Annotated in this window: 3 protein-coding genes and 1 pseudogene; 3 read left to right on the top strand and 1 reads right to left on the bottom strand. The window is 60.9% G+C overall.

Annotation, left to right across the window (positions count from 1 at the left end; translation table 11 throughout):
• Together H0U68_RS09855 and H0U68_RS09850 are read left to right on the top strand one after the other, a co-directional pair.
• A partial coding sequence (locus H0U68_RS09855) for an RHS repeat-associated core domain-containing protein (protein ID WP_296355060.1) occupies positions 1 to 845 on the top strand: 845 nt, incomplete at its 5' end.
• Positions 842 to 1195, top strand: coding sequence for a hypothetical protein (locus tag H0U68_RS09850; protein ID WP_296355059.1), 354 nt, complete (start codon positions 842 to 844; stop codon positions 1193 to 1195). The genes H0U68_RS09855 and H0U68_RS09850, both read left to right, overlap by 4 nt.
• Positions 1196 to 1405: 210 nt before the next feature.
• Here the strand turns inward: H0U68_RS09850 and H0U68_RS09845 are convergent.
• Positions 1406 to 1534: pseudogene (locus H0U68_RS09845) on the bottom strand (IS256 family transposase); the annotation flags it as partial.
• Positions 1535 to 1587: 53 nt separating this feature from the next.
• Between H0U68_RS09845 and H0U68_RS09840 the strand changes: the two are divergent.
• Positions 1588 to 2281: RHS domain-containing protein (locus H0U68_RS09840; protein ID WP_296355057.1), on the top strand; the 694-nt coding region annotated here is incomplete at its 3' end.

Genomic DNA, 2281 nt, shown 5'->3' with positions numbered 1-2281 from the left:
TGACGTACTTCCACAATGACCTGTCGGGCACGCCGCAGCTGGCCACGGATGCCAGCGGCAACGTGCTGTGGAAGGAGAACTACCACCCGTACGGCAACAAGCTGAACAACCCGGCAGCTGCAGCTGGTACCAACAAGCTGGGCTTTGCGGGCAAGCCGTACGACGGCAATTCTGGGTTGTCGTACATGGGTGCGCGCTACTATGACCCGATGTTGGGGCGGTTCATGGGGATCGATCCCAAGGGCGCGGACCCGGAGGACGTCCACAGCTTCAACCGGTACGCGTACGCGAACAACAATCCTTATAAGTTTGTTGATCCGGATGGGCATAGCCCGATCGACGTGGTTTTCCTTGCCTACGACTTGGGCAAGCTGGGGATGGCGCTATACAGTGGGACGGGCGTTGGCCACGCCGCATTGGACGTCGCGATAAGCGTGGTGGGGGTTGCAAGCCCAATCCCGGGGGTAGGGCTGGCGATGAAGGCTGCCAAGGCAGTCGAGCATGGGGCGGAGCTCGCGAAGGTCGGGGAAATCGCGAGGGTTGCAAGTGAAGGCGCCCAGGCAGCGAAGGAAGTAAAACTCACCGCGGAACAGGCCAAAAATATTAATCGTTTTGAAAAAAAGCTCCCATCAAATGCAAAAGAGAGCGTGAGCGTAAAGCCACTTCCGAACGATGGCGTTGCTGTTCAAGCGACTTCCAATGGTCGAGTGCCTGGATCATCAGCAGTCTATGAAAAGCAAATAGACGCAGCAGGAAAAACTGTCCAATATACGAAGACAACCTACGATCCCGCTGGCAACATCGTGCACGTCAAAGACAAGGTTAATGGGGGAGTATTTCCATGATTGACGATGAAAAGAAGCGCCTTTCATTTGTGCGTGACTTGCTTGAAATGACTATGCCCTTAGAGGAAATCATTTGGGGACTCTCCGCGCTTACGTGGGATTACGAGGGGGAAGGCGTGGAGATGACAAAGAAACATCTAGAGCGCGTGTTACAGCGATATCTTCGAGGCGAGGTGGGTGAATCGGACATTGAGTTATGGGCGAACCAAGTCGAAGGACGAGATGATGTTCGGCTTGAAGACAATGCAGAGTCGTTGATGGGGGAGATTCTCCATGAGCTTGCCAATCCGCTACTTACCCAGCCACTCGACCGTATCCGCGCGGCGCAACTCGTGCGCAGTTTGGCCTAGCCGAAGGCCATGCGTTCGCGTAGCGCACCGAGCCCTCCCTTGAACTGATGGCGCGTGTTGCGGCTAAAGGGGCGGTACCGAGGGCGCAAACAGGGACTCGCGACCAAGCCATACGACGGCACACCGGGCTGTCGTACTGGGTCACACTACTATTGACCTGATATTGGGGCGGCGCCTTGAGCAAGTCGGCGCGACATCCTAAGCGGGTACCAACCAGATCGGCTTGAGGGCCGTGTCGTCTCTGGGGAAATGCCTTCGGCTCTTGATGATCATGTGCAACGGAGCGTGCACGCTCTCGATCATGATGGTGGTGTAGATCAATACCCGATGCAATCCAGGACTTCCTGGGTTTAATTGATGGGACGGGCGGCACGGCGACATACACGGAGACGATGACGACGTCGGCAGCGCTGCCCACGATCAGTGCTTCGCGCGCCCCGACACCGATGGTGGCGGGGCAGGGCTTCACGCTGACGTGGAATGCCACCAACGCGACCTCGGTCACGCGCAGCTGCACGGCCAGCGGCATGGGCTACAGCGGCGGCATGGCCATGCCGACGGTCAGCGGCACCTCCACGGGCACGGCCGACCCGCTGTGGGTGGGCTACCCGTCCACCTGCACCTGGACGGCCACGGGCAGCGGCGGCAGCGCGACCTTCACCGAAACGATGACCACGTCGGCGGCGGCCACGGTGAGCGTCACGCGCACGCCCTCGCCGATGGTGGCGGGGCAGACCTACACGCTCACCTGGAGCTCGACCAACGCCAGCACGGTGTCGCGCAGCTGCACCTCCACGGGCACCGGCTTCACCGGCAACGCGACCCTGGCGGTGAGCGGCACCGCCACGGGCACGGCCAGCGCGGCCTGGGTGGGCTATCCGTCCACCTGCACCTGGACGGCCAGCGGCGGCGGCGGCACGGCAACCTACACCGAGACGATGACCACGTCGGCGGCGCCGGACCCGGTCACGTACTTCCACAACGACCTATCGGGCACGCCGCAGCTGGCCACGGACGCCAGCGGCAACGTGCTGTGGAAGGAGAACTACCACCCGTACGGCAACAAACTGAACAACCCGGCGGCCG

Source organism: Ramlibacter sp. (assembly GCF_013697775.1).
GTDB lineage: Bacteria > Pseudomonadota > Gammaproteobacteria > Burkholderiales > Burkholderiaceae_C > Ramlibacter.
This window is presented reverse-complemented; position numbering and strand designations above follow the sequence as displayed.

Coding starts and splice junctions, on each gene's coding strand:
- H0U68_RS09850 (WP_296355059.1), top strand. CDS start 842: ATGATTGACGATGAAAAGAAGCGCCTTTCATTTGTGCGTGACTTGCTT.